General features: G+C 71.0%; 21 protein-coding genes. 11 read left to right on the forward strand and 10 right to left on the reverse strand.

Features of this window, described 5'->3' with window-relative positions; all coding sequences use genetic code 11:
• Positions 1-79 precede the first annotated feature (79 nt).
• From cofD to AB0I81_RS27460, 3 genes are all read left to right on the forward strand, one after another.
• A complete protein-coding gene (gene cofD / locus AB0I81_RS27450; protein WP_360662014.1) occupies positions 80-1,018 on the forward strand; it encodes a 2-phospho-L-lactate transferase in 939 nt (312 codons plus the stop codon).
• Positions 1,015-2,397 carry a coenzyme F420-0:L-glutamate ligase gene (locus AB0I81_RS27455; protein WP_360662017.1) on the forward strand — a complete coding sequence of 461 codons (1,383 nt, stop codon included), beginning with the start codon at positions 1,015-1,017 and terminating at the stop codon, positions 2,395-2,397. The genes cofD and AB0I81_RS27455 overlap by 4 nt, the downstream gene beginning before the upstream one ends.
• Before the next feature lie 68 nt (positions 2,398-2,465).
• Entirely contained in the window at positions 2,466-3,185 is a 720-nt protein-coding gene (locus tag AB0I81_RS27460) for a lytic polysaccharide monooxygenase (RefSeq protein ID WP_360662020.1), read from the forward strand.
• Positions 3,186-3,219: 34 nt separating this feature from the next.
• Here AB0I81_RS27460 and AB0I81_RS27465 read toward each other — a convergent pair whose 3' ends face one another.
• The 7 genes from AB0I81_RS27465 to AB0I81_RS27495 form a co-directional block, all read right to left on the reverse strand.
• A complete protein-coding gene (locus tag AB0I81_RS27465) occupies positions 3,220-4,968 on the reverse strand; it encodes a substrate-binding and VWA domain-containing protein (protein ID WP_360662023.1) in 1,749 nt (582 codons plus the stop codon).
• A gap of 82 nt (positions 4,969-5,050) precedes the next feature.
• Positions 5,051-7,597 (reverse strand): bifunctional FO biosynthesis protein CofGH, encoded by a 2,547-nt coding sequence (locus tag AB0I81_RS27470; RefSeq protein WP_360662026.1) that lies wholly within the window; start codon positions 7,595-7,597, stop codon positions 5,051-5,053.
• 48 nt (positions 7,598-7,645) lie between these two features.
• Positions 7,646-8,542 carry a DNA-3-methyladenine glycosylase 2 family protein gene (locus AB0I81_RS27475; protein WP_360662028.1) on the reverse strand — a complete coding sequence of 299 codons (897 nt, stop codon included), beginning with the start codon at positions 8,540-8,542 and terminating at the stop codon, positions 7,646-7,648.
• Between the two features lie 152 nt (positions 8,543-8,694).
• A complete protein-coding gene (locus tag AB0I81_RS27480; RefSeq protein WP_360662031.1) occupies positions 8,695-9,786 on the reverse strand; it encodes an NDP-sugar synthase in 1,092 nt (363 codons plus the stop codon).
• 20 nt (positions 9,787-9,806) lie between these two features.
• Entirely contained in the window at positions 9,807-10,922 is a 1,116-nt protein-coding gene (locus AB0I81_RS27485; RefSeq protein ID WP_360662034.1) for a glycosyltransferase family 1 protein, read from the reverse strand.
• Positions 10,923-11,017: 95 nt separating this feature from the next.
• Positions 11,018-11,932: a lysylphosphatidylglycerol synthase domain-containing protein gene (locus AB0I81_RS27490; protein ID WP_360662036.1), complete on the reverse strand. Its 915-nt coding sequence runs from the start codon at positions 11,930-11,932 to the stop codon at positions 11,018-11,020.
• A 17-nt stretch (positions 11,933-11,949) separates the two neighbouring features.
• Positions 11,950-12,777: a methyltransferase domain-containing protein gene (locus tag AB0I81_RS27495; RefSeq protein ID WP_360662038.1), complete on the reverse strand. Its 828-nt coding sequence runs from the start codon at positions 12,775-12,777 to the stop codon at positions 11,950-11,952.
• Positions 12,778-12,871: 94 nt separating this feature from the next.
• Between AB0I81_RS27495 and AB0I81_RS27500 the strand changes: the two genes are divergently transcribed.
• From AB0I81_RS27500 to AB0I81_RS27510, 3 genes are read left to right on the forward strand one after another with little or no spacing between them, the layout of a single operon-like run.
• Positions 12,872-14,008: an SPFH domain-containing protein gene (locus AB0I81_RS27500; RefSeq protein WP_360662040.1), complete on the forward strand. Its 1,137-nt coding sequence runs from the start codon at positions 12,872-12,874 to the stop codon at positions 14,006-14,008.
• A gap of 15 nt (positions 14,009-14,023) precedes the next feature.
• Positions 14,024-15,103, forward strand: coding sequence for a hypothetical protein (locus AB0I81_RS27505; protein ID WP_360662042.1), 1,080 nt, complete (start codon positions 14,024-14,026; stop codon positions 15,101-15,103).
• 9 nt (positions 15,104-15,112) lie between these two features.
• A complete protein-coding gene (locus tag AB0I81_RS27510) occupies positions 15,113-16,072 on the forward strand; it encodes a lysylphosphatidylglycerol synthase transmembrane domain-containing protein (protein ID WP_360662045.1) in 960 nt (319 codons plus the stop codon).
• Here the strand turns inward: AB0I81_RS27510 and AB0I81_RS27515 are convergent.
• From AB0I81_RS27515 to AB0I81_RS27525, 3 genes are all read right to left on the reverse strand, one after another.
• A complete protein-coding gene (locus tag AB0I81_RS27515; RefSeq protein ID WP_360662048.1) occupies positions 15,973-17,034 on the reverse strand; it encodes a glycosyltransferase family 4 protein in 1,062 nt (353 codons plus the stop codon). The genes AB0I81_RS27510 and AB0I81_RS27515 overlap by 100 nt on opposite strands.
• A gap of 2 nt (positions 17,035-17,036) precedes the next feature.
• On the reverse strand, positions 17,037-17,966 hold the full coding sequence (locus AB0I81_RS27520; RefSeq protein WP_360662051.1) for a glycosyltransferase family 2 protein: 930 nt from the start codon (positions 17,964-17,966) through the stop codon (positions 17,037-17,039).
• Positions 17,967-18,060: 94 nt separating this feature from the next.
• On the reverse strand, positions 18,061-20,082 hold the full coding sequence (locus AB0I81_RS27525) for a glycosyltransferase family 39 protein (protein WP_360662054.1): 2,022 nt from the start codon (positions 20,080-20,082) through the stop codon (positions 18,061-18,063).
• A 67-nt stretch (positions 20,083-20,149) separates the two neighbouring features.
• Between AB0I81_RS27525 and AB0I81_RS27530 the strand changes: the two genes are divergently transcribed.
• The 5 genes from AB0I81_RS27530 to AB0I81_RS27550 all read left to right on the forward strand — a co-directional run bounded on the left by AB0I81_RS27530 (position 20,150) and on the right by AB0I81_RS27550 (position 26,723).
• Positions 20,150-21,676, forward strand: coding sequence for a hypothetical protein (locus AB0I81_RS27530; RefSeq protein WP_360662057.1), 1,527 nt, complete (start codon positions 20,150-20,152; stop codon positions 21,674-21,676).
• Between the two features lie 257 nt (positions 21,677-21,933).
• A complete protein-coding gene (locus AB0I81_RS27535) occupies positions 21,934-23,508 on the forward strand; it encodes an LCP family protein (RefSeq protein ID WP_360662060.1) in 1,575 nt (524 codons plus the stop codon).
• Between the two features lie 262 nt (positions 23,509-23,770).
• Positions 23,771-24,919 carry an acyltransferase family protein gene (locus AB0I81_RS27540; RefSeq protein ID WP_360662062.1) on the forward strand — a complete coding sequence of 383 codons (1,149 nt, stop codon included), beginning with the start codon at positions 23,771-23,773 and terminating at the stop codon, positions 24,917-24,919.
• Between the two features lie 56 nt (positions 24,920-24,975).
• Positions 24,976-25,938, forward strand: a complete 963-nt coding sequence (locus AB0I81_RS27545) for a glycosyltransferase (protein ID WP_360662065.1) — start codon at positions 24,976-24,978, stop codon at positions 25,936-25,938.
• Between the two features lie 71 nt (positions 25,939-26,009).
• The gene (locus AB0I81_RS27550; protein WP_360662068.1) at positions 26,010-26,723 is read left to right on the forward strand and encodes an acetoacetate decarboxylase family protein; all 714 of its coding nucleotides are present in this window, start codon (positions 26,010-26,012) and stop codon (positions 26,721-26,723) included.
• The last annotated feature ends 1 nt before the right edge of the window (position 26,724 follow it).

A 26,724-nucleotide genomic window follows, 5' to 3' on the forward strand; every position in this document is an offset into this window, starting at 1 on the left:
CTGGAAGTACGCGGGTGACAAATGGCACAAAACAGGTCCCGCGACGGGGTTGTCAGGACCCGGTGAAAGACTGGTCCGCATGCACATCGTGTCACTCGCCGGCGGCATCGGCGGCGCCCGTTTCCTGCGCGGCCTGCGTGCCGCCGCACCCGACGCCTCGATCACCGTGATCGGCAACACGGGCGACGACATCACCCTCTTCGGCCTGCGGGTCTGCCCCGACCTCGACACCGTGATGTACACCCTGGGCAACGGCATCGACGAGGAGCAGGGCTGGGGCCGGGCCAAGGAGTCCCACGTCGTCAAGGAGGAGCTGGCCGCGTACGGCGTCGAGCCGCAGTGGTTCGGGCTCGGCGACCGCGACTTCGCCACCCACATCGTGCGCTCGCAGATGCTGGAGGCCGGCTATCCGCTCTCCCAGATCACCGAGGCGCTCTGCGCGCGCTGGCAGCCGGGCGTGCGGCTGCTGCCGATGAGCGACGACCGCTGCGAGACCCACGTCGTGGTCGAGGACGAGCACGGCAAGCGCGCGATCCACTTCCAGGAGTGGTGGGTACGCCTGCGCGCCTCCGTCCCCGCGCAGTCGTTCGCGCTGGTGGGAGTCGACACCGCCAAACCGGCCCCGGGCGTGCTGGAGGCCATCGAGCAGGCCGACGTGGTGATCCTGCCGCCGTCCAACCCGGTCGTGAGCATCGGCACGATCCTCCAGGTCCCGGGCATCCGCGAGGCCCTGCTGCCCAAGACCGTGGTGGGCGTCTCGCCGATCATCGGCGGCGCGCCGGTGCGCGGCATGGCCGACGCCTGCCTGACGGCCATCGGGGTGGAGACGACCGCGCAGGCCGTGCTGGAGCTGTACGGCGCGGAGCTGATCGACGGCTGGCTGGTGGCCGAGGAGGACGCGGGGGTCGCGCTCGGCGACGTCCGCGTGAGCGCCAGGCCCATCCTCATGCACGACGCGGAAGCCGCGGCCGACATCGCCCGCGCCACCCTCGACCTCGCCCTGGAGCTCGCCCGATGACCACTCCGACCGGCTTTCAGGTGATCCCCGTCACAGGCATCGGGGAGGTGCGGCCCGGCGACGACATCGCGGCGCTGCTGTCCGGCGCCGGGCTGCGGGACGGCGACATCGTGGTGATCACCTCCAAGATCGTGAGCAAGGCGGAGGGCCGGGTGCGGCACGCGCCCGACCGCATGCGGGCCATCGAGGAGGAGACCGAGCGCGTGGTCGCCAGGCGTGGCGACACCGTGATCTCCCAGACCCGGCACGGCTTCGTCATGGCCGCCGCCGGGGTGGACGCCTCCAACACCGAGCCCGGCACCGTGCTGCTGCTGCCCGAGGACCCCGATGCCTCGGCCAGGCTGATCAGGGCGAAACTGAGAGAGAACGCGGGGGCGCGGGCAGGTGCGAACACCGGGAAGAGCACCGGGAAGAGCACCGCGCAGAACTCCGGGGAGAGCACCGCGCAGAACTCCGGGGTGAACGTCGGGGTGAACGTCGGGGTGATCGTGTCCGACACGTTCGGGCGGCCGTGGCGCAACGGGCTCACCGACGTGGCCATCGGCGCGGCAGGGGTGCGCCCGCTCGACGACTTCCGTGGCACCGCCGACTCCTACGGAAACCAGCTCAGCGCGACGGTCACGGCGCTGGCCGACGAGATCGCGGCCGCGGCCGAGCTGGTCAAGGGCAAGCTCGACGGGGTTCCCGTGGCGATCGTGCGCGGGCTGGCCCACCTGGTGACCGAGGACGACGGGCCGGGGGTGGCCCCGCTGATCCGGCCGGCCGACGAGGACCTGTTCCGTTACGGGTCGCGGGACGTCGTGTTCGCCCGCCGTACCATCAGGGAGTTCTCCGGGAAGCCCGTCGATCCCGAGGCGGTGCGCAGGGCGGTCGCGGCGGGCATCGCGGCGCCCGCGCCGCACCACACGACGCCGTGGCGGTTCGTGCTGCTGGAGTCGCCCGAGGTCAGGACGAAGCTGCTGGACGCCATGCGGGAGGCGTGGATCGAGGACCTGCGCGGCGACGGGTTCACCGAGGAGTCGATCGCCAAGCGGGTCAGGCGCGGCGACGTGCTGCGTAACGCGCCCTACCTGGTGGTGCCATGCCTGGTGATGGAGGGCTCGCACACCTACAGGGACGAGCGCCGCAATGCCGCGGAGCGGGAGATGTTCACCGTGGCGACCGGCGCGGGGGTGGAGAACCTCCTGATCCAGCTCGCCGTCGAGGGGCTGGGCTCGGCGTGGGTGTCGTCCACGATGTTCTGCCGGCCGGTGGTGCGCGAGGTGCTCGACCTGCCCGATTCCTGGGATCCGATGGGCTGCGTGGCCGTCGGTCACGCCGCCGCGCCGCCGCGCGAGCGGGCGCCACGCGATCCTGGGGACTTCATCGTCACCCGGTAGACCGCCATTTACCGTTAGGAAAGTTTCCTTTACATTTGGGCCAACCCCCCATGTAAAGGAGCCTCTTCATGAGAAGGACGCTCACGTTAGTCGCCGTGGTGGTGATCGCGGTCGCCACCACGGTGTTCAACACCACGCCGGCGTTCGCGCACGGCTACGTGCTTACGCCGCCCTCCCGCCAGGCCAACTGCGCGCAGGGCAAGGTCTCCGGCTGCGGCAACATCATCTACGAGCCGCAGAGCGTGGAAGGACCGAAGGGACTGCGTAGCTGCCACGCCAATCTGGGGCAGTTCGCGCAGCTCAGTGACGAGAGCAAGGCGTGGCCCGTCGCCTCGGTCGGCAGCTCGGTGACCTTCACCTGGACCTTCACCGTCCAGCACCGCACGGCCAACTTCGAGTACTACATCGGCAACACGCGGGTGGCCACGTTCGACGGCAGAAACCAGCAACCGCCGCCCACGGTCTCGCACCCGGTCAGCCTCTCCGGCTTCTCGGGCCGGCAGAAGGTGCTGGCCGTGTGGAACATCGGCGACACCTCCAACGCCTTCTACTCCTGCATCGACCTGAACGTAGGCGGCGGAGGCGGCAACCCGACCCCGACCATCACGCCGACCCCGACGCCCACCGTCACCCCGACGACGCCCTCCGGCACCTGGAAGGCCGGCACGGCGTACACCCCCGGCAACACGGTCACCTACAACGGCGCCACCTACCGGTGCCTCCAGGCGCACACCGCCCTCACCGGGTGGGAGCCGCCGAACGTGCCCGCGCTCTGGGCACGCGCGTGACAGACAGGGGACGCCTCTCCACGGGGGCGTCCCCTCACGCCGTCGGCTTGCAGGTGGGGTGGCACAGACGGCGGGCCAGGGCGGCCAGGAAGACGTCGATGATCTCTCCTGGCTCCTCCGCCTCGTGCAGCGAGCCGTTCGTGGCGGCCGTGATCTGCGACAGGCTCGCCCTGTCCACGCCCTTGCCGAACGCGATGACGATGATCTGTACGGGCTTGTCCGGGTTCCACTCGCGCCGCAGCCGGTCCAGGACCTGGGGGAGGTCCGAGCCCGCGCCGTCGTCCTTGCCCGCCGTGATGACCAGCAGCGCGTTGTTCATCTCCTCGCGGTACTCGCTGCTCACCTTGCCGAAGCCGCTGAGCACCGCGTCGTAGAGCGAGCTGTCCCGCCCGGGATGGGCGGTGATCGTGCCGGTCAGCTCCTCCAGGCGGCTCTTGCGGATCACCTGCCCGCTCTCCGGCTCGGTGATCGGGCCGAGCCCGACGTGCTGGCGGTAGCCCCTGATGCCGCCCACCTTGTCCGCGAACTCCCACAACCCCATGTGCGTGGTCTCGGGGAAGAGCTGCAGGCCGATCTTGGCCGCGTCCAGTGCCACGTTCACCCTGGTCCTGCCGTTCAGCGGCTCGGCCATGTGCTTGGAGGTGTCGGCCAGCACGAGGATGTTGGTCGGCGGGGCCAGCCTGCTCCATGCGCGCAGCGCCGCGTCGATGTCCTGCGGCGACACCGACGTCCTGGTCCTGGGCGCGGCGGCGGGGATCTGCGGGCCCGGCGAGATCGGGGCCTGCGCGCCGTCGCCTGATCTGAACCCCGCCCGCCGTACGATCTCCTGCGCCTGCGGGCCCTTCAGCCAGCCGGCGAAGGCGGTGGAGGCCTCGGCGATGTCCGGGTCGGTGGCGGTGACGACGTACGGGTAGTCGAGGTTGATCGTGCCCTCGCGCGGATGCAGGGCCACGACCGGGTCGGCGGAGGGCCGCAGGTTGTGGTTGCGCACCGACTGCTCGGGGACGATGACGACCGGGCGCTGCCAGAACGTGCGGTCGTCCACGGCGGTCAGCATGCTGCGGTAGTCGGGGGCCGAGCCCGCCTGCGCCCACCGGACGAACGCGGTCAGCGCCTTGTCGGCGTCGGGCCCGGTGCCCACGACGTCCCTGGCGGCGGCCACGGTGGCGATGCCGGCCCCGGCGAGAGACGGATCGGGCACGCGTACGACGTCCGGCTCGTCCTCGTTGGGGGTCAGCCGCCCGCGCACGGTCGAGGGGAAGACCATCCGCCAGTTCATCTCCGTCTGCCCCACGGAGAAGCGCCGGGCCAGCGACGACCTGGTGGCGAAGACCAGCGGCGAGGTGGCCACCACGCTCTCCCCGGCGGGCAGCGCGCTGGCGCCCTGCTGGCGGGCCAGCCTGATCCAGGCGGACGAGTCGGAGATCCACCCGTCGGGGCGCTCGCTCAGCACGCCCGCCCGGTCGCCGATCAGCGTGCGCAGGACCGTGGCGGGCGGCTGCTCGGTCACCTGGACCAGCACACACCGGCCGCCCACGGCCGTCTTCGACTCGTTGAACCGGTCCGCCGCCCGCATCACCGCCGGAGCCACGTCCACCGCGGCCGCCACATTGACCAGAACAGGCTCTCGTGTGGTGCACAGCAGGCCACCGCCGCCGAGGATCACGACGAGGCCGGCCGCGACGATGGCCACGGCCGTCAGCCCCGCCAGGATCCCGCGTTGGAGCGCCTTCCTGCGCCGCTGCTCGGGGGGCAGCGCGGCGCGATGTCGACCCAACCGCACGGTGAACCTCTCTCCCGGGGGAGTGACGATTCTCGCAGCGCCTCACGGTGCGGGCGCAAGTGCTTGTTAGAACACGTTACAACTAGGCCAGCGGCAGCACCCGCCTGACGCTCTGGCAGACCCCGTCGCTGGCCGCCGAGGCCGCCAGCCGCTCGTCGGTCGGCAGGCCGTACTCGGTGGTGCGCTGCCTGACCGGCCGGCCGGTGACCTCGACCATCTCGCGCAGCTCGCTGATCGTCTTGTACGACCCGTTCTCCGACCCGGCCATCCTGCTGATCGTCTCCTCCATCAGCGTGCCGCCGAGGTCGTTCACCCCGCCCTGGAGCACCTGGCGGCACAGGTCGTCCTGGAGCTTGACCCAGGAGCACTGGATGTTCTTGATCGCGCCGTGCAGCAGGATCCTGGCCAGCGCGTGCACGGCCCGGTTCTCCGACGCGGTCGGCCCCGGCCTGGCCACCCCCGCCAGGTAGATGGGGGCGCTGGTGTGCACGAACGGCAGCAGCACGAACTCCGAGAAGCCGCCGGTCCGCTCCTGCAGCGACCTGATGAGCTTGATGTGCCTGACCCAGTGCAGGTGGTTGTCCACGTGCCCGTACATCATGGTGGAGGTCGTCGGGATGCCGACCTCGTGGGCCGTGGTGATGACCTCGATCCACTCCTTGGCCGGCAACTTGCCCTTGGTCAGCACCCAGCGCACGTCGTCGTCGAGGATCTCGGCCGCCGTGCCCGGCAGCGAGTCCACGCCGGCCTCCTTGGCCGCCGCCAGCCAGTCGCGGATGGACAGGTTCATCCTGCTGGCGCCGTTGATGACCTCCATCGGGGAGAAGGCGTGCACGTGCATGCCGGGGGTCCTGGCCTTGACCGCCCTGGCAATGTCGAAGTACGCGCTGCCGGGCAGGTCGGGGTGGATGCCGCCCTGCATGCAGACCTCGGTCGCGCCGGCCGCCCACGCCTCCTCGGCCCGGTCGGCGACCTGGTCGACGCTGAGCGTGTAGGCGTCGGCGTCGGTCCTGCGCTGGGCGAAGGCGCAGAAGCGGCAGCCGGTGTAGCAGACGTTGGTGAAGTTGATGTTGCGGTTGACGACGTAGGTGACCTCGTCGCCGACCGCCTCCTTGCGCAGCGCGTCGGCGATGGCGGCCAGCGCGTCCAGTTCCTCCCCCTCTGCGCCGAGCAGGGCGACGGCCTCGGCGTCGGTCAGGCCCGCCGGGTCGGCCTCGGCGCGCTTGAGCGCCTGGCGCACGTCGCTCGGGGCGGCGGCGGCCACCGTGCCGAGGCGTTCGCGCAGGGCGTCCCAGTCGCCGTAGACGTGGTCGAAGTCGTCGCGCCGGTCGTTCGTGCGGCCGGTGGTGTCCACCTCGACGTGCAGGTCCACCCGTCCCGACGTGGTGAACCCGCCGTCGGGCTCCTGCCAGGGACGGCCCACCAGCACGGCGTCCTCGCGGGCCAGGCCGGTGTCGGGGTCGGCCAGGGCTTCGACGTGGGCGATCAGGCGGGGGTCCAGCCAGGGCTCGCCGGCCCGCACATATTCCGGATATATCGTCAGACGTTCCCGGAGCCGGAACCCGGCCTCCTCCGTACGGGCCGCCAGGTCGTCGATCTGCGGCCACGGGCGCTCGGGGTTGACGTGGTCGGGGGTGAGCGGCGAGACGCCGCCCCAGTCGTCGATGCCGGCCCGGATCATCAGCTCGTACTCGGAGTCCACCAGGTTGGGCGGGGCCTGCAGGCGTACGCGGGGGCCGAGCACGAGGCGGGCCACCGCGATGGTCGCGGCCAGCTCCTGGAGGTCGGCGTCCGGCAGGCCGCGCATGGCGGTGTCGGGCTTGGCGCGGAAGTTCTGCACGATCACCTCCTGCACGCCGCCGTACTCCCTGGCCACCCGCCGGATCGCGAAGATCGACTCGGCCCGGTCCTCGATGGTCTCGCCGATGCCGATCAGCACGCCCGTGGTGAACGGCACGTTGGTGCGCCCCGCGTCCTCCAGCACCCGCAGCCGCACGGCCGGATCCTTGTCCGGCGAGCCGTAGTGCGCCTGCCCCTTCTCCTCGAACAACCGGCGCGACGTCGTCTCCAGCATCATGCCCATCGACGGCGCCACCGGCTTGAGCCGCTGGAAGTCACGCCAGCTCAGCACCCCCGGGTTGAGGTGCGGCAACAACCCGGTCTCCTCCAGCACCCTGATCGCCATCGCGCGCACATAGGACAGCGTGTCGTCATAGCCGTGCGCGTCGAGCCACTCTCTGGCCTGGTGCCAGCGGTCCTCCGGCCGGTCCCCCAGCGTGAACAGCGCCTCCTTGCACCCCATCGCCGCCCCTTGCCCGGCGATCTCCAGCACCTCGTCGGGGCTCAGGAACGGCGCGGGCAGCTTGTGCGGCGCGGTCGCGAACGTGCAATATCCACAGCGGTCCCGGCACAGCCGGGTCAACGGGATGAACACCTTCCTGCTGTAGGTGATGATCCCCTCACGGCCGACGGCGCGCAGCCCGGCGTCACGCACCCGGGAGGCGTGGTCGAGAAGCGTGTCGAGATGCCCGTCCCTGGCGTGCAGGAGGACGGTCGCCTCGGTGAGGTCAAGGGTCTTGCCGTCCCTGGCGCGGGCCAGGGCGCGGCGCAGTGCGGAATCAGAACTCATAGAGGCACAGTACGTCGGGCTGAGTTCGCCGTACGCACCCAGGGCGGTTCAGAACGACCGGTAGTCGCGCACCGCCATCCGGGGCCCCCGCGCGGGCGGGCGCAGGCCGCTGAGCCAGACGAGCACCGTGGCGCGGTGCCGATGCCCGGTGTACGGCTCCAGCAGCCGCATCATCCCGGGATCGTCGGTCTTCTCCCCCGTCAGCGCGTAGCCGACGAGCTTGGCCAGATGGAAGTCGCCCACGCTGACCGCGTCGGGATCGCCGAAGGCGCGCTGACGCACCTCGGCAGACGTCCACACTCCGATCCCCGGCAGCGCCCGCAACAACCGGTCGAGCTCCTGCGTCGTGGCGGCGGCCTCCAGCTTGGCGGCGTGCCAGGCGGCGGTGGCGATCGTCCTGGCGCGGACGGCCTCGGCGCCCGCGCGGTGCCAGTGCCAGGTCGGGATCTGCCGCCACACCTCGGGCTCGGGCACCACCCGCATGCCTTCGGGGGCCGGCCCGTGGGCGGGCTCGCCGTACCGGCCGAGCAGCCATCGCCAGGCCCGCCACGCCTCCCGCCCGATCACCTTCTGCTCCAGCACGGCCGGTACGAGGGCCTCCATCACCCGGCCCGTCCGCCCGATCCGCAGGCCGGGATGCCGTCTGGCGGCCTCGGCCAGCACCTCGTGCTCGACCCGGAAACCGGAAACGTCGTCGTCGGCCCCCAGCAGCGCGGGCAGCGTCTCCAGTGCCCAGCCGGCCCCCGGGCCCCAGGCGTGCCCGTACACGTCACCGCCCTTGACGCTCACCCGCAGCGTGCAGGGGCCCTCGGGCGTCCTCGACGTGCGCCACACGGCTCCGTCAGCGGTCTGGCGCCAGGTGGGATCCCCGCTGCCGCGCTTGTGCGGCTGCATCGCCAGCCCCAGGTCCAGCGGCCATCCCGGCACCCACCTGCGCTCCTTCACCCATCCAGTCTGCCGCCGATCCTCCCCTGCTCGAACCCGGCGGCCCTGCCCGGATCCAGCAGCACTGCTCGGACTTGGCGACCCTGCCCGGACCCGGCAGCACTGCTCGGACTTGGCGACCCTGCCCGGACCCGGCGCGGCGCCGGGATGAGTCAGACGTCGCTGGAGTAACGCAGCGCGCGCTCGGGCAGCTCGATACCGGGCCAGATGCGCACGCCGTTCTGCAGTTCGTTGCCCGGCCCCACGATGGCGCCGTCGCCGATCACCGCGTCGCGCACCACTGTGCCCGCGCAGACCCGCGCCCCCTGCCCCACCACGGAGTCGGTCACGACGGCCCCCGCCTCGATGACGCAGTCGTCGCTCAGCACCGATCCGATCACCGAGGCCCCCGCCTCGACCACGGCCCGCGCGCCGACCGCCGTACCGCCCAGCACCTTGGCCTCGGGCTCGACCCTGGCCCCTTCGAGCAGCAGGTATTCCCCGGTCGGCCCAGGCACCACGGGCGAGTGCAGCCTGCCCAGCACCAGGTCGCGCGAGCCGCGTACGAACGCGGCGGGCGTGCCGACATCGAGCCAGTAGGTGCGGTCGGCGAAGCCCAGCACGAGCTCCCCGGACTCGATCAGCCCGGGGAACGTCTCGCGCTCGACCGAGACCACCTCGTCACGCGGGATCGAGTCGATCACCGAGCGCTTGAAGACGTAGCAGCCGGCGTTGATCCGGTTGGTCACCGGATTGGGCGTCTTCTCCAGGAACGCGGTGACCCGCCCCGCCTCATCCGTCGGCACGCATCCGAACCGGGAGGGATCGTCCACTTCCGTCAAATGGAGCGTTACAGCCGCCTGCTTCGCGCGATGCATGCGGATCTGCTCGCCGATGTCGTGGCCGGACAGGATGTCCCCGTTGAGGATGAGCACGGGATCGTCCGGCCCCGCCGACAGCGCCTGCGCGGCGTTGCGGATCGCTCCACCGGTGCCCAGCGGCGTCTCCTCGGTCATGTATTCGAGCGAGAGGCCGAAGGCCGCCCCGTCCCCGAAGGCGGGCTCGAACATCGCCGCCTTGTACGACGTCGCGAACACGATCCGGCGCACGCCGAACGCCCGCGCACGGGCCAGTTGGTGGGCCAGGAACGGCACCCCGGCGGTCGGCAGCAGCGGCTTCGGCGTGCCCAGTGTCAGCGGACGCAGGCGCGTGCCCTGCCCCCCGACCAGGAGGATCGCCTCGAGGTCTGGCAAAGAGCTTCCCATCACTCCGTGAGGTTACCGAACTATTCGATCGCGCGTTGATAAGAGCTGAGATGCGCCTCCGCGGAGGCCTCCCAGGTGAATTCCCGGGCCCGCGCCAGGCCCGCCGCCTGCAACTGCTCTCTGCGCTGGGGAGAGGCCAGCAGCTGGCCCAGCGCGGTGGCGATGCTGTCGGCGTCCGGCTCGGTGTAGGCCACGGCGTCGCCGCCCACCTCGGGCAGCGAGGTGCGGTGCGTGGTCAGGACCGGGGCGCCGCAGGCCATGGCCTCCAGCACCGGCAGCCCGAACCCCTCACCGCGCGAGGGGAAGGCCACCACGACCGCCCCGCCGAGGAAGCCCGGCAGGTCGCCCGCGCCGAGGTAGCCGGGCCTGATGACCCTGACGGTGGCCTCGACCTCGCGGCAGGCGGCGTCCACGTCGATCTCGTGCACGCCACCCCCGAGCACCAGCGCGGGCGGCTTGTCCAGCCGCTTGACGGCGGCGGCGAAGCCGCGGATGAGGTTGGGCACGTTCTTCCGGGGGTCGAGCGCGCCCAGGAAGGCCACATAAGGCTGGCCGTGCAGCCCGCATCTCATGGCGGCCCGGCGGACCTCCACCTCGTTCGGCGGATAGAAGTGCGCCATATCGACGCCGTGATAGGCGACGTCGATGCGGGTGGGATCGGCGGACAACACCCGGACGAGCTCGTCCCTGGTCGCCTTGGACGGCACGATCACGCGCTTGGCATGGCGTACGGCCGAGCGGGTGGCCCCGCGGATGAACGCGGCGCGCGGGCTGAGCAGGTCCTGCTCGGTGAACCAGGTCGCGTCGTGCACCGTCACGACGGTCGGCAGGCCCGAGCCGAGCGGAATGGAGTAGTAGGGGGCGTGGATCACGTCGGCGCCGGCCTGGCGGGCGAGTAAGGGCAGTCCGGTCTGCTCCCACGTCAGCCTGGCGGCCCGGTTGGTGATGGCTACGGGCCCGGCGATGACCCGGGCCGATGGCGCCAGGCGCCGGTATCGTTCGGCTTCCGCACGCTGGCAGACCACCGCCAGGTCCGCGCCGGCCCGATCGAGCGCGGCCACGAGCCCGTCAACGTATCTGATCAACGCGCCGCGGTCCGCGGGGACCGCCACCGCATCGACGAGCACTCGAGGCATACGAAGATCTTCTCCCCTCAAGATCAACGCGGGACTGTTCGTCCCCCTCTTCGAAGTTCAGCTTATGACCAGCCTCCCCTAAATCGTGGGCCAAATCACACCGAGTCGCGACGCGCCGCAATTCCCGCCAGTCCGGCGCAGATCAGATCCCCCGCGATGATGACAATGCGGGATGAAAGGGCCACCGCAATTGCGGCGCCCTGATCGAGATGCGGCGCGAGCACCGCCACCATGGCGAATTCCCTGACGCCGGCCCCCGCCGGGATGACGAACGTCACGATGCCCAGGCACCACGACAGCGCGAAGGCCCCGACCGCGAAGAGCAGGCCGCCCTGGGGGGCGACAAAGTAGAGGTGAACGCCGTAGGCGACCCAGCCGGCCAGCGCCCAGCCGAGCGCGGTCAGCATGCCGCGCCTGGTGAGGGGGCGTTCGAGGGGCTCACGCCTGAGTTTGCGCAGGGCGTACCCGATGAGGGCGTTGATGACCTTGGGTTCGAGCAGGACCAGCAGCACCGGGACGATCAGCAGCAGCCAGCCGAAGCGGTCCCAGCCGAGCGTGACCAGCGTGACCAGCAGGCCGGTGGCGATCTGGATGGGCATCATCAGGAAGAACGCCGCCGCGCTGCGCGAGCGCGGCACGCCCAGGTCGCGGCCCATCTCCATCTGGGCGAGCATCGGCCAGACGGCGCCGGGGATGTACTTGCCGAGTTGGCCGACGAAAAACACCTTGGCCGCCGGGCGGGCCCTCAGCGGCGAGCCCAGGTCGGCCAGCAGCGTGCGCCAGGTGAGCATCGCGCCGAGCAGCGCCGCGACCACCGCGACCAGCGAGCCGAGCAGCGCCTGCCAGGACAGCTCGGCGAACCCGGCCACCACGGCGTCCCACTGCTTGGTCACGAAGTAGGCGCCGAAGGCGAGCGCGACCGCCAGGAAGCCGTACCTGACCAAACGGCGAGCCAGGGAACGCCGCGGCACCACCGCCTCCGGGGAGGGTTCCGCGGGCTTCTCGTCCACGGCGGGTTCTCCGGTGTTCACAGGGGGCGCACCCGCTCGGGCGGCTGGGGCAGCGGCGCGCCCGCCGGCCGCCGCGCGGTCTTGGTGGCCACCCACAGGTACGTCGGCACGACCGGCAGCAGCAGCCTGAGCAGCTCGCGCGGCATCCGCGCCAGCACGGCGCTGACCACCTTGCCCAGCGCCCCGGGGAACAGCTCTCCCCCCGCGAACCGCGTCGGCGTGGCCAGCACGGGGAAGGTGTAGTCCCAGACGTGGAAGGCGCGGAGCATCTTGCGCAGCCCGCGCCGCGTCCTGAACCGCTCGTAATAGTGGTCGGCCCGCCCGAACGCGCGCACGTAGCGGTCGGCCAGCGCCGGCGGCAGATAGGACAGGAACGGCAGCTTGTAGTGCGGCTCCATGACGCCGAGCCGGTTGCCGAGCCCGAGATACAGCGTCCCGTCGTCGGACAACACCCGGTGCATCTCCGCCACCACCGCGTCGGGGTCCACCACGTGCTCGTAGATGTGGTTGAACACCAGCACGTCGATCGAGCCGTCGGGGAACGGCAGCGCCGTGCCGTCACCACAGACGAACGCCACCCGCTCGCCGAACCTGTCGGCCGCCTTGCGCAGCCCCGGCACGTCGATGTCGATGCCCAGCGTGTGCTTGGCGCCGGCCAGCGCCAGCTCGTCGGCGATGAACCCGGCGGAGCAGCCCACGTCGCCCACCGTCAGCCCGGCGAGCGGCCCGTGGAAGTGCTCCAGCACGGCGATGATCTTCGCCGCCTTCCGCCGCCGCTTCGCCTCGTCGAGCATGGCGGACTGGAACTCCGAATATTCGAGCTGCGCGACCCGTTGCTTACCCACGGTTCCCCACCGTACCGACCTCTGCGCCAATCTGACGTCAAACGGGCTTTGGTACGGTGGCCGACCTGGCGAGACACGGACGGACGGGGACGAAGTGGCGCTATTCGACAAGATCCGGGGCGAGTTCGTCGACATCGTCGAATGGCTCGACGACAGCCGCGACACCCTCGTCTGGCGCTTCCCACGGTACGAGAACGAGATCAAGATGGGCGCCCGGCTCGTGGTGCGCGAGTCGCAGGTCGCCGTCTTCGTGAACGAGGGGCAGATCGCCGACGCGTTCGGGCCCGGGACGTACACGCTGGAGACCCGGAACCTGCCGATCCTGTCCACGCTGAAAGGCTGGAAGTACGGCTTCCAGTCGCCGTTCAAGGCCGAGGTGTACTTCGTCAGCACCCGGCAGTTCACCGACTTCAAGTGGGGCACGCAGAACCCGGTCATGGTGCGCGACGCGGAGTTCGGGCCGGTGCGGCTGCGGGCGTTCGGCGCGTACGCGGCCAGGGTGACCGACGCGCCGGCGCTGCTGCGGGAGCTGGCGGGGACCGACCCGCGGTTCCGTACCGAGGAGGTGGAGGGCTACCTGCGCCAGATGGTCGTGGGCCGGCTCGCGCACGCCCTCGCGACCGCCGGCGTGCCGCTGCTGGACCTGGCCGCGAACCAGCACGGGATGGGGCAGCGGCTGGCCCAGGTGCTGACGGCCGACCTGGCCGGGGTGGGCATCGCGATCCCCACCTTCACGATCGAGAACATCTCGCTGCCGCCCGAGGTGGAGCGGGCGCTGGACAAACGCTCGCAGATGGGGATCGTCGGGGACCTGGGGGACTACGCGCGCTTCCAGGCGGCCGAGGCGCTGGGGAACGCGGGCGGGGCCTCCGAGGGCATGGGGCTGGGCATGGGCATCGCCGCCGGCCGGCACATGGCCGCCGCCCTCGCCCCACACCAGCAGCCCACCGCCCAGCCCGGCCCGCAGCCCGGCCCGCAGCCCGGCCCGAACCCACACCCCGGACCCGGCCCGCAGGAGGGACCGCCGCCTCTTCCCGAGCCCGAGCGATGGTTCCTCGGGGTGGACGGCGAGCAGCGGGGGCCGTTCGACGAGGGACAGTTGCCCGCCGCCGGACTCGCCCCGGACGTCCTGGTGTGGCGGTCCGGAATGCCCCAGTGGATCCCCGCCCGCGACGTCCCGGAACTGGCCGCACTCCTGCGCGACACCCCGCCCCCGCTCCCACCCGCGTAACCCGAGGACCCCCCGATGACGTCCACCCAGTCCCCCGCCCACCCCTGCACCGGCTGCGGCGCGAGCGTGGCGTTCGCCCCGGGGACAACCGTCATGCGCTGCCCCTACTGCGGTCTCGAACAGCAGATCGGCCCGCCGGTCCGGCAGCACGTCCGCGAGTTCTCCTTCGACGCGTTCCTGGCCAAGCCCCGAGTCCAGACCCTGGCCCCGCACCGGTTCAGCTGTCCTGGCTGCGGCGCCAGGACCGAGAGCGACGCGCTGTCCAGGGCCTGCCAGTTCTGCGGCACCCCGCTGGTGGCCGACGTGGGCGACGACAGCCAGATCGCCCCCGAGGCGGTGCTCCCGTTCGCGCTGGACCGCGACGGCGCCAGGCAGGCACTGCGCGCCTGGGTGAAGAGCCGCTGGTTCGCCCCGAACCGCCTCAAGAAGGTCAGCGAGGCGGAGACGATGAAGAGCACGTACCTGCCGCACTGGACGTACGACGCCCACACCGTCTCCGACTACACCGGCCAGCGCGGCGAGCACTATTACGTCACCACGACGCACACCGACTCCAACGGCAACCGCAAGACCCGCAGGGAGCGGCGTACCCGCTGGTATCCGGCCGGCGGCAGGGTGTCGCGCGGGTTCGACGACGTGCTGGTGGCCGCGACCCGGCAGGTCTCCTTCGAGCGGCTGACCGCGTTGCAGCCCTGGCCGCTGGGACACGCGCGGCCGTTCGACGCCCGTTACGTGACCGGCCACCACAGCCTGCGTTACGACATCGAGCCGCAGGCCGGCCTGGACCTGGCCAAGCAGGTCATGGCCGAGGTCATCCACGACGACTGCCGCAGGGACATCGGCGGCGACGCGCAGCGCGTGCACTCGGTGGACACGAGCTACTCGGACGTCACGTTCAAGCTGGTGTTGCTGCCGGTCTGGGCCGGCAACTACCTGTTCGGCGGCAAGACGTACCAGGTGCTGATCAACGGGGCGAACGGCGAGGTCCAGGGCGACCGGCCGTACAGCGTGCTGAAGATCGTGGCGGCGGTGCTGGCGGCGGTCGTGGTGCTCGCGGGCGCGGGCTTCTGGCTTTACCAGAGATACGGCGCGTAACCTGAGCCAATGCTCCGCCGCCTGCTGCGCATCGTGCTGGCCCTTGTCGCGCTCGGTTTCCTGGGCTACGGACTGGCCGTGAACTGGGACGACACCACTTCCGCCGTGGCCGCGATGTCGCCGTGGGCGGTGCTCGGGGCGTTCCTCGCGGTGCTCGTGGGCCAGTTCTGCATGCTGGTGGCCTGGCGGGAGATCCTTTCCGGGCTCGGCACGCGGGTGCCGGTGCGGATCGCCGGGCGGATCATGTTCGTGGGGCAACTCGGGAAGTACATCCCGGGGGCGGTGTGGGCGTACGCGGCGATGATGGACCTGGGCCGCGACCACGGCAGCCCGCCGCGGCGCACGTTCGCGACGATCTCGCTGGGGCTGGTGATCAACCTCGGCGTGGCGATCTCAATCGCCGCCGCCACGCTCGGCACCCTGGACGCGGTGCGCGAGGCCTGGTACCTGGTGCTGCTCGTGCCGGTGATCATCGTGTGCCTGCACCCCAAGGTGCTCACCTGGGGCCTCAACCTGGCGTTGCGCATCGCGCGCAAGGAGCCGCTGGAGAGCGTGCTGCCCGGCCGCACGGTGGTGGTCGCGGTGGCGTGGACGGCGCTGGGCTGGATGGTGTACGGCCTGCACATCTGGCTCGTCGCGGGCCGCCCCGACCTGTACGTCATCGCGACGGGCGCCTACGCCTTCGCCTGGGCGACCGGGATCCTGACCGTGGTCGTGCCCGCCGGGGTCGGCGTCAGGGAGGGAGCCCTGGTGCTGGTGCTCGGCCCGGTCATCGGCACGCCCGCCGCGCTCGCCGTGGCGATCGTGTCGCGGCTGGCGTTCACGCTGGCCGACGCGGCGGCGGCGGGGATCGCGTTCCTGCTGGGCCGTCAGACGCCGAGCAGCCTCTCCGCGTACGCCGACCAGAAGGGCTCGGGATCGACCGCCTTGACGCCCGACCGCAACCTCTCCGGCTCCCCTGAGACGTAGAAGCGCTCGATCGCCGCGCGCAGCGCCCCGGCGTCGCCCGGCTCCACCAGCAGCCCGTCCACGCCGTCGGTGACGTGGTCGGCCAGCGCGCCGACGCGGGTGGCGATCACCGGCACGCCGTGCTCGTGCGCGAGCCAGACGTTCTGGCTGGCCGTGGCGTTGCGGTAGGGCAGCACGAGCGCGTCGGCAGCGGCGAACAACTTCGGCACCTCATCGGCCGCCACGTATCCCGGCCGCAGGTCCACGCGCTCGCCCAGGCCCAGCTCCGCGATCAACGCCTTCGTCTCGTCGAGCCCGCCCCAGAACTCGCCCGCGACCGTCAGCCCGACCCCCTCGGGCAGCGCCCGCAACAGCAGGTCCAGCCCCTTGTACGGCCGCACCATGCCGAAGAACAGCAGCCTGCGGTGCACCTCGGCGGACCGCTCGCCGGAGGTGGAGGGCAGGTGCGGCGGCAGCCCCGCCACGCCGACCGGCCCGGTCGTGAGCCCACGGGCCAGCCCGGCCTGCTCCTCGGAATGGGCCAGCACGCCGTCCACCCGCTTGAGCAGCGCCTTCATCAGCGGCTCGTCGTAGGGCTTGCGCTCGTGCGGCAACACGTTGTGGCACAGGGCGACGGTCCTGGTCTTCCGCCCGATCCCGTACAGGATGCCCAGGTACGCGGGCACCTGCACCGGGCTCAGCACCGCCAGCACCACCAGGTCCGCCGACCGCAGCCGCCGGCCGGCGGCCAGCCACCCGTCGGGCCGCCGCCAGTCCAGCCGCCGCACGGTCCTGTCGTAGGGCGTGCCCTCGGGCGCGGAGATCGTCTGCTGCCCCGGATAGAGGAAGGACGGGTACTGCGCCCGCCACGACTCGATCACCACGTCGTGGCCGAGCGCCGAAAGCCGGTGCGCCAGCTCGGTGGTATGCTGCGCCCCGCCCCCCTTGTACGGATACGTCGGCCCGACGATCGCGATCCGCAACGTCACTCTCCCCGCGAGCGCACGATCAGGTCGGCGAGCAGCGCCACGGACCCGATCAGCATGCCCGACAGGAAGATCATGACGGTGTTGGCCGGGAAGTAGAACGGGTGCTGGATCATGTCCCAGACGCCCTTGACGAACCCGATGCCCACCAGCCACAACGCGGGCGGCATGAGCACCTTGAGCGGGTTGAAGTACATGATCATCCGCAGCACTTGCAGGATGTAGCGGTAGGCGTCGGAGACGAAGCTGAACTTCGACTTGCCGGCCCGCTTGGCGTACTCGGTGGGCAGGTAGTAGACGTCGTGCTGGTTCGACAGGAACGACAGCGTGATCGTCGTGACGCAGGAGAACCCGGGAGGCAGCAGCCGCAGGTAGGGCCGGGCCACCGACCTGCGGAAGGCCCGCAGCCCCGAGTTGAGGTCGGGGATCTTCTGCCCGGCCAGCTTCTCGGCCACCTTGCGGATCACCCACTTGGCCGGCACGCGCAGCAGCTTGTGCGAGCCCTCCTCGCTGGTACGGGCGCCGACCACCATGTCGATGGCCGCGTCCTTCTCCAGGATCTGCACCAGCTCGGGGATGCGCTCGTTGGCGTAGGACATGTCGGCGTCGGTCCAGACGACGATCTCGCCCTTGGCCTCCTGCGAGCCGATGCGCCGCACGGTGCCCGCGCCGCCGTTGCGGTGGAAGGCGCGGATGCGCAGGTGGGGGTAGTCGGGCGCGGCCTCGCGCAGCTTGGCCAGCGTCGAGTCGGTCGAGCAGTCGTCCACGGCGACCAGCTCGTAGGTGTAGCCGCTCGAGTCCATCGCCTTGGTGATGCGCTCCACCTCGTCGAGGACGTGATCCTGCTCGTTGTAGCAGGGCAGGACGATCGTGACGTACGGCGCTTCTTCCACGGCAATTCCACTCTTGGGGGTCTCAAGCGTGCTCACGGGGGTCGAGGGTACTCTGCCCCGCTGAACGGCGAGTCCACATCGCACCAGCGGGAGCTCCCGATTCCGGGATCACTTCTTCCAGTCTGACGCATCAGGCGACCGCCATCCAAACGTTCATCCGCAGCGACCACGCGCCGTTCGGCGCCTCGACGAGCGAGCGCTCGTCCTGGCGGGTGACCAGCTCCACCACCTGCGAGGCGGGCCCGTAGGGCGACACCTGCCCCTGCTCGGCCCCCAGCACGACCGGCACCCGGCCGGCCGCGCGCACCCGCTCGACCAGGCGGCGCACCTCGGTCTCCGAGGCCACGTCCGAGCCCTGAGGCCGGCCCACCTGCGCCGCGGGCCTGCCGCACATGCCCCTGACGGCCTGGACGAACCGCTCGCCCGTGACCCGCTCCACGGTCAGCACCGAGGCGTTGGCCGGGATCTTCGCGCACATCGCCGCCACCGCCGCGGCCTCGCCCCGCTCGACCGGCGTGAACGCGGTCCCGATCGAGGTCACGGCCGGCGGCACGAGCACGAGCAGCACCGCCGCCACCATCCCCCAGCGCAGCACGAGCGGGCCGTGCCGGTCGTTGAGCCGGCGCAGCCGGGCCAGCCCGTACGCGGCCAGCAGGATCAGCCCGGGAATCACCACGGGCACCAGCCGGCGGGCGGCCCACGGGTGGTCAGGGGTGATCTCGGGCCGCAACAACGTCGTGACGGTGGTCCAGCCGATGACCGCGAGGGGCAGCAGCCACTGGAACGACGCCCCGTCGCGCAACATCCTGCGGACCAGCAGAGCGGCGGCGACGGTGGCCAGCACGATCGCCGGGAAGCCGATGTACCAGCTCACCCAGTGCAGGGAGTTCTCGAAGTAGAGCCGGGTGCCGTCCACGGGCATGCCGTTGGCGCGCTGGATCTGCTCGATCATCTCGGCCGTACGGACGTCCTCGGGACTGGCGGGCACCCGGGTCACGGTCTGGAACCACGGACGCGCCCACAGGGCCGCCATCAGCAGCACGACCAGCCCCGCCCCCGCCCCCGGCGCCCACGCCGGCAGGCGGAGCCTGGCCAGCGCGGGCGCGGCGGCCGTGCCGACGAGGGTGAGCACGAGCACGGCGGCGCAGATGACCAGCAGCGGATTCACCGAACCGGACAAATAAGAAAGGTATGGACGAGCCAGCAGGTACGCCGCCAGCATCCCGATCCCGGCCCCGACGACCAGCCCCGCCAGCAGTCCTGGCCCCACCGCGCCCTCGGGCCTGCGGAAGCGGCGCATCGCGATCAGCAGTCCCGCGAAGGCCAGCACCGGCAGCACGTCGCGCAGCCCGTCCACCCTGACCAGCACGGCCAGCCCGAACACCAGCCCCGCCGGCAGGCCCCGCCGCCAGGTTGGCCTGTCCAGCGCGTCGTAGGTCAGCGCCAGGCCGCCGAACAGCAGGATCAGCGACGGGATCTCGCTGAACGTGGTGCGGGAGGTGTACAGGATCGGCATGCTGACGGCGAAGGCCGTGGCGGCCACCAGCGCCCAGCGCGTACCGGCCAGCCGGGCCACCACCCCGGCCAGCGTCAGCACGGCCAGCGCGCCCAGCACGGCCGGGACCGCGAACGGCGCGCCCAGCCAGTGGCCGATCGCGAACAGCAGCGGCGGACCGGGCATGAACTGGGGCGTCACCCCGCCGTCCACGGCGAAGAACCCGACGCTGGCGAAGGTCAGCGCGGGGTCGGGGCCGCCGAACGCCTCGGCCTGGTCGGGGATGGGCAACGAGCCGTGGCCGGCGATCCAGGTGGCGTACTGGAAGTAGGTCGCCGGATCGCGTCTGACGGCGACCTGCTCGCTGTGCATGATCGCGTTGAGGACACCCGACGCGACGGCCACCCCGGCGACGCCGACGACCTGCCACGCGCCCGGCGTGCCCGGCAGACCCCTGAGCGCCTCGCCGCCGCCCAGGCGCCGCGTGCCCGCCCAGCACAGCAGCGCCGCCAGGGGTACGCCGAGCAGCGCGGCCGGCATCGGCGCGAACCGGCCGAGCAGCAGCAGGGGCAGCCCCGCGAGCAACCAGCCCGCCACCGCCAGCGCGGGCAACACGGACAATGCGGCGAGCACCCGGCCGGGTCGATCAAGTTCCATCGTCGAGCGAGCGTATCGGTCCTGTGGAGGCACGGGTTCCGCGCGATCGCCGGTAGCGTGACTCGACGTGCCGGGAGAGCAGGAGGACAAGCGGGTGGGGTCGGAGACTCACGCCGGGAAACCCGCGACGACCGGCCGACGCCGCCTGCCGCGCGACCCGCGCCGCTGGATCGCTCGCCTGGCACGCGCCGCGAGCCCGGGAACGCGACGGCAGCCGGACCAGGTCCGGGGGCACTGGGTGCTGCGGCACAAGTGGTTCCTGGCCGTCCTGGCGCTGGGAACGGTCCTGCGGGCCCTGGCGATGCTGGGCTACCGGCCCGCCCTGTGGTTCCCCGACTCCTACACCTACATCGTCACCGTCTTCAAACCCCGCCCCGACCTGGTCCGCCCGGCCGGCTACTCGATATTCCTCAAGCTGCTGGAGCCCCTGCACGCCTTCGCCGCGGTCACGGTGGTCCAGCACCTGCTGGGCCTGGCCACGGGCGTGCTGATCTACCGGGCCGCGCGAAAGGCCCCCAGGTGGGTGGCGACGCTGGCCACGGTGCCGGTGCTGCTCGACGCGTACCAGGTCCAGCTGGAGCACCTGCTCGTCTCGGACACCCTGTTCATGTTCCTGGTCGTGGCGGCGGTGGCCCTGTGCACCACCCGCCGGCCCGCCACCGTCGTGGCCATCGGGCTGCTGCTGGCCACCGCCACGCTGACCAGGACCGTGGGCCAGCCGCTGATCGTCGTGCTGGCCGCCTGGTTCGTGCTGCGCGGGCGGCTCAGGTGGACCGGCCTGCTGGTGGCCGCGGCGCTGGTGCCGATCCTGGCGTACGGGGCCTGGTTCCACGCCACCTACCAGCGCGTCGGCCTGGTCGGCGCGAACGGCGTCTTCCTGTACGCCCGCACGATGTCCTTCGCCGACTGCGAAAAGATGGACCCGCCGGCCGACCTGAAGGTCCTGTGCGACCCGCGCCCGCCTGACCGACGCCCGCCCTCCCAGGAGTACATCTGGGCCAAGGACTCGCCGCTGGTGCTGCTGCCGGACATCACGTTCTCGAAGGAGAACGACGACCTGGCGGCCAGGTTCGCGATGCTGGCGATCACCAGCCAGCCGCTCGACTACGCCGCCTCGGTGCTGGAGGAGTTCGGCCGCTCGTTCAGGTGGGACCGGCCGATCTATCCCGACGCCGAGATCTACGGGTATTACCAGTTTCCCGGGACCGCGCCGGGACCTCCTGGCCGCTATCCCGCACAGGTCGGCGCCGAGTATGCCAAGCTCTACGAGCAGGGTGCGATCGGCACGGAGATCGTCGAGCCGTACGCCGGATGGTTGCGGGCCTACCAGAGCATGGTGCGACTGCCCGGCCTGGTGCTCCTGGGGCTACTGCTCCTGCCACCGGCCGCGGCGTTGATCCGCAGGCGCAGAGGACAGCGTCTCGCGGGGGCTCCGGCCTGGCTGGTGCCCTGGTCAGTGGCCGTTGTGCTGCTGGTCACACCGGCCGCGGCGGCCGAGTTCGACTACCGGTACGTGTTGCCGGCCGTACCCCTGGCCTGTTTGGCGGCAGCCCAGAGCATCAGGCCTGACCTGCGAGGACAGTCAGGGAGCTAGAAGAATTTGGCGATGATATTCCACCCAATGTCCGGGTCTGAGTATGCTTTGCCGCGGAAACATCACGCCTGGGTCACGGCCGTTCCCCGCGATCATGGCTCGGGACGCTCGGCGCGTGACCTAGTCTCGTGCCGCGCAGCGACCGAGCCGGCGGCGCGAGGAGTGAGGCTGGGGGACGTATGAGTGACTACAGGAGTGGACCGGTAGTCGATTCCGCGCACGACCGCCGAACCGCCGTCACACAGCCCGGCAGCAGGATGGCCCGCAGAGCGGCCGCCGAGGCGCCCCCGCCGCCACCGCCCGACGACCGGCCCCCGCGCAGCCACCGCTCTGGCGACGGCAACGACGGCCAGACCAAGATGCGCGTGCTGGCCTGGATCAGCATCGGCGTCACGACGGCCATGGTCGCGGGCGCGCTGACGGCCTACACCGCCTACCGCGACGCCTTCGGCAACATCAACGAGAAGAGCGTCAAGGAAGACATCATCAACCCGCGCCCTCCGGACACGGGCGCGCTCAACGTGCTGCTCGTCGGCTCCGACACGCGCGCGGGCGACGGCAACGCCAGGTACGGCCAGAAACTGGCCAGGGAGGCCGACGCGGGCGGCAAGCGCACCGACACGATCATCCTCATGCATCTGTCCCCCGACAGGGACAAGGCCCGCCTGATCAGCTTCCCGCGGGACTCCATGGTGGACATCCCCCGTTGCAAGAACGAGGCGACCAAGCAGGAGATGCCCCCGCGCCGGGACATGATCAACTCGGCGTACAACTCGGGGGGCATCGCCTGCACGATGTCCACCCTTGAGACGCTGACCGGCATCCGCATCAACCACTTCGTCGAGGTGGACTTCAGCGGCTTCAAGAACATCGTGGACGCCCTGGGCGGCATCGAGATCTGCCTGAAGTCCGGCGTCAACGACAAGGACTCCAAGCTGGTGCTGCCGCCCGGCAAGAGCCTGCTGAACGGCGAGAAGGCACTGGGCTACGTACGCCTGCGCAAGTACGGCGACGGCAGCGACATCCAGCGCATCAAGCGCCAGCAGATCTTCCTGAGCAAGGTCGTGTCCAAGGCCACCAGCAGCGAACTGCTCACCGACGTGGGCCGGCTGCGGGACTTCATCGCGGCGGCGGCGGGCTCGGTCACCATGGACCCCGAGCTGGCCAACGACACCGAGCAGCTCATCCAGATCGCGGTGAGCGCCAAGGAGATGACCGCGGGCGGCGTCAAGTTCACCACGGTGCCGTGGGGGCCCGACCCCAACGACCCGAACCGCGTGGTCTGGAAGCAGCCGGACGCCGGTGAGTTGTTCACCTCGATCAAGACCGACACCGAGCCCACGGCCCCCGAGCCGAGCGCCAGCACGAGCGCCAAGCCCAAGGTGGACCTCAAGCCCGAGCAGGTCAGGGTGCAGGTGCTCAACGGCACCAAGACCTTCGGCAAGGCCCGTGAGGTCGCCGACGAGCTGGCCAAGCAGGGCTTCAACGTGGTCGGGGTGGGCAACTACGAGGCCGCCGGAGGTGCGAGCCTGCCCAAGAGCGAGGTCCACTACGCCAAGTCGATGGACACGGCGCCCGACTACGCCGACGCGCTGGCCGGTTCCGTCCTGCCCAAGCCGCAGCCCGCGGCGGGGAAGGTGAAGGCCGTCGGCGCGCAGCCGTACACGTCCGCGACCGCCCCCGCGACGACGGGCGGCGGCGCGACGAAGGGCACGCCGATCGTCCAGCTCCTGGTCGGCGAGGACTTCGACTCGGTCAAGGTGACCAAGCTCCCCGACAGCGTCAACAGGGACACCATCACCGCGTCCGAGCAGAAGAACGTGTGCACCTGAGGCTCCAAGTTCGCTGTGTAACCGGGCATCTGATGCCGCGCGAGAGACAGCACCCGCGAGGGCGCGTTAGTCTGTTGTGGGTCGGCGACGCAGCGCGACACGGAGCCCGCCAGGTTCCCGACCGGCTTGCCGTCACCTTCCCCGGACCCGAGCGAAGTTGAGCGACTGCCCTGTGTCTGACTCCAGATTCTCCTCCAGATCGGCCACTCCCCAGCGGAGCCCAGAGGAGCAAGGGCCCGCCAACACGGGGGCCCGGTGGCCGTTGCCGGAGGAGGCCTTCTGGAGCGAGGCCACCGATCCGCACGGCGTGCAGCCGGGCGAGCGGACCGCGCCGCAGGCCGCGGTGACCGAGGCACCGGCGTCCGGTGAGCGGCCTCAGGAGCGGCCGGAGCCGCAGCGGCAGGCCGAGCCGGCCAAGCGCAAGCGCGATCCGTACCTGGACAACGTCAAGTTCATCCTGATCGCGCTGGTGCCGATCGGGCACTCGCTGGTGCCCACGCTGGCCGCCGACTCGGCGCGGGCGGCGTACATCTTCATCTATGTCTTCCACATGCCGCTGTTCGTGGTGATCAGCGGCTACCTGTCCAGAAATTTCTGGAACTCCAACGCGAAGACCAACAAGCTGGTCGACACGTTCCTGGTCCCGTACGTGATCGTCGAGGTCGGCTACGCCGCGCTGCGCTTCTCCCTCGGGCAGAAGTGGAGCTTGACGATCATCGATCCGGCGTGGCTCAACTGGTACCTGCTGGCGCTGCTGTTCTGGCGGTTGTCCACACCGGTGTGGAAGCGGATGAAGTATCCGGTGCCGGTGGCGATCGCGATCTACCTGTTCGCCGGGTTCTCCCAGATCTCGGGCGATTTCAGCATGGACCGGTTCTTCGGCCTGCTGCCCTTCTTCGTGATCGGCCTGGTGCTGCAGCCCGAGCACTTCGAGATGCTCAACCGGCGCTGGGTCAAGATCGTCTCGGTGTTCGTCGTGCTCGCCGCGGCGGCGGTGGCCATCTTCATCGCGCCCATGGCCAAGCTCGGCCCGTTCTACTACAAGAGCAGCTACCAGGACCTCGGCCTGTCCTGGTACATGGGCCTCGGCCTGCGCATCGGCCTGCTGGTGTGCGCGCTTGCCATGTGCGCCGCCGTGCTGGCGCTGGTGCCCAGGAAGGAGACCTGGTACACCGACCTCGGCACCCGCACGCTCTACTGCTACCTGCTGCACGGCATCCCGGTCCTGATCGCCAAGGAGATGGGCTGGCTGGAGTTCCCGTGGCTGTACGGGCCGCTGGGCGTGCTGGCGATCAGCACGAGCTGCTTCGCGCTGGCCATCATCCTGTGCCTGCCGGAGACCAGGACGGTATTCAAGTGGGTTCTTGAGCCCCGCCTCGTCTGGCTCTATCGGCGCCCCTCCCGAAGTTAAGCGGCCGTTCCTCCCGCATTAACGCCATTGACCTGGTAAGCGCGGAGCATCAACACATGCGCGCATGTGTCGCCACGACCGTCCATCACCCCGAGGACGCCCGGATCATGCACCGCCAGATCCGGGCCCTGCTCGACGCGGGCCACGAGGTGACCTACGTCGCGCCGTTCAGCCATTTCAACGTGACGCCCGCCATGGGCCTGACCGCGGTGGACGTGGGGCACCACGCCGCGCTCGGCCGGGCCCGCGCGGCGCTCAGACGCGGCGTGAAGGGCGCGGACCTGCTGCTCGTGCACGACCACCGGTTGTTGCGCGCGCTGCCTTACCGGCGCCCTCCTGTCGTCTGGGACGTACGCGAGCAGGTCTCGCCCAAGCGGCTCGCCCGCGCCCAGCGGCGGCACCGCGTGATCACGCCCGCCGTGGTCCCGGAAGCGACCCTGGTGTCGGCCAGTCCTCCCCCTCCTGGCGACACCAGGGTCGTGCACATCGGCCGGCTGTCGGCGGACCGCGGCGTGACGGAGCTGATCGGGCTGGCCGAACGGCTGGTCCCGCACGGCATCAGGATGGACCTGATCGGCGCCGCGGCCCCCGACGTGCGTCCGCTGCTGCGGGACGCGCAGCGGGTGGGCCTGCTCGACTGGTTCGGGTACGTCCCCAACCGGCACGCCCTGCGCATGGCCGAGGGCGCGCTGGCCGGCCTGTCACTGGCCGACGACACGGTCCGCACGCCGCCCACGAAGATCATGGACTACATGGGCCGCGGGCTGCCGGTGATCACGACCCCGCAGGGCGCCTCGATGGTCGAGGAGGCCGGCTGCGGGCTCGTGGTGCCCCTGGACGTGGACGCGGTGCTGAACGCCGTACTGGACCTGAAGGAGAACCCAGGGCGGCGGGCCAAGCTCGGCGCGCAGGGGCACGCGCAGGCGCGCCTGCGCCACCACTGGCCGGATCACTCCGCGGCGTTCGTGCGGCAGGCGGAGTCGTGGGCGGGCGTGACCACGCACGCGCTCGCGGTCTAGCCGGAGTGGTCCACATCAACCCACCGGAGTGGGAATGGCGGCGGGGGCGGCGGGTTGATGTACTGGGAGGCATGGCATCACATCTGATCCAAGGCCGGACGGTGGACATGCCAGTGCGCGTGCGGGACGCCGAGGTGTGCAGCGCCCTCTACCCGGTCCGCGCCGACGCCGCCAGGGCGGTGATCGCCTACTCCGGCCTCGACGTGGCGGAGGTCCTGCCCGGCAAGGCCGTCTGCATGCTGGTGTTCGTCGACTACCGCGACGGCGACCTCGACACCTACCACGAGTTCGGCATGGCATTCCTGGTACGCCCGCCCGGCTCGTCCGGCTCCCCCGGTCCGGCGGAGTTGCGGCAGGCCGGGGTGTTCGTGCACTGGTTGCCGGTGGACCAGCCGTTCACGCTGGAGGCCGGGCGGACCTTGTGGGGGTTCCCCAAGGAGCTGGCCGACATCGAGTTGCGGCTCTCCTCGCCGTACAAGCGGTGCATTCTGCGCAAGGACGGCCGGCTCGTGCTCGACATGCTCATCAAGCCGGGGGTGCCCGTTCCCGGCGCGGGCGCCATGGCGCCGCTCGCGGCCTACACGCATCGCGACGGGGTGACGCGGCGCACCCCCTGGACGGTACGCGCCCGCGGCGCCAGGATGCGCCCCAGCGGCGCGCTGATCCGTCTGGGCAACCATCCCATCGCCAAGGAGCTGAGCGAGCTGGGGCTGCCCAAGCGGGCCCTGTTCAGCACGACGATCTCGCACGCCGCGATGAGCTTCGGTGAGGCGCGGGAGGTCTGAC

It is taken from the genome of Nonomuraea sp. NPDC050404, from assembly GCF_040655495.1.
Classification (GTDB): Bacteria; Actinomycetota; Actinomycetes; order Streptosporangiales; family Streptosporangiaceae; genus Nonomuraea.